This is a genomic window from Synechococcus sp. R6-10, assembly GCF_047461815.1.
Taxonomy (GTDB): domain Bacteria; phylum Cyanobacteriota; class Cyanobacteriia; order Thermostichales; family Thermostichaceae; genus Thermostichus.
In genome coordinates this window covers 1-1,084 of sequence record NZ_JANSHW010000457.1, presented here as the reverse complement: position 1 = coordinate 1,084, position 1,084 = coordinate 1, and the positions used below count along the sequence as shown (strand labels likewise).

Genomic DNA, 1,084 nt, shown 5'->3' with positions numbered 1-1,084 from the left:
GGGGGGAGTTACGGCTACCGGGGGAGAGCCTTTAATGCAACCCACCTTTGTAGCTGAGATCTTCCGTCGCTGTCATGAGTTGGGCTTGCACACGGCTTTGGATACTTCTGGCTATGGGCAACTGGAAGCAGCCAAGCCTGTGTTGGAGCATACAGATTTGGTGTTGCTGGATATCAAGTCTTATCTGCCGGAGCTGTATCGAAAGGTCACCGGCGTTTCGCTAGAACCCACTCTTAATCTGGCCCGCTATTTAGACCAGATCCACAAGCCTACCTGGATTCGTTTTGTGCTGGTTCCCGGCTTGACGGATCCCGAGGAAAACATTAAGGGTCTGGCCGAGTTTGTGGCCACCTTATCCAACGTGGAGCGAGTGGAAGTTTTGCCCTTTCACAAGATGGGGGAATACAAATGGCAGCAATTGGGATTGCCTTACACCCTTGCCGATGTCGATCCACCCACACCCGAACAGGTGAATCACGCCTTACAAATCTTTCGGGATCAAGGACTGGTGGCTATTTGACAATTCTGCAGTTGCGGCTTGGGTCAGCATAGCCAGGTCACGCTTAGATCCGAAGTGATTCACAGTTAATCTCTGCACCGTCTCCAGATTGGCCCTGAGCTGACTGGAATCCAAGTTGATCCCCAGGCTAACTTTACGGACTCTATGTGAACTGAAGAATACCCCAAGAGGAGGGATCCCCAATGGAAGTTTGCGTCACCTACCGCGATGGTGTTCAGTTCCAAGCGGAAAGCCGAGGGCACCGCATTCTCAGCGACCAGCCTTTGGACAATCACGGTCGAGATCAGGGAATGACGCCGCCGGAATGGTTTCTGGCTTCTCTGGGCGCCTGTGTTGGTTTTTATGCCGTCAAATATCTGGAAGCTCGGCAGTTGGATCCCAGTGGACTAGAGGTGGTGGTCACGGCGGAGAAAGTTGAGCATCCGGCTCGCCTAGACAACATTCACATTCGTGTAAAAACTGGGATCCCGCTGGACGGAAGGCATCAAAAGGGGCTGGAAAAAGCAGTTGATGCCTGCATCATTCACAATACGCTCACCCATCCCCCCACCCTGACCACCGAAA

General features: G+C 52.9%; 2 protein-coding genes. Both read left to right on the top strand.

Translation table 11 applies throughout. The features are described from left to right. The coding region (locus tag NW837_RS12105) for a radical SAM protein (RefSeq protein WP_414331856.1) at positions 1-520 on the top strand (520 nt) is incomplete at its 5' end. Positions 521-702: 182 nt separating this feature from the next. Continuing rightward, a partial coding sequence (locus NW837_RS12100) for an OsmC family protein (RefSeq protein WP_414331854.1) occupies positions 703-1,084 on the top strand: 382 nt, incomplete at its 3' end.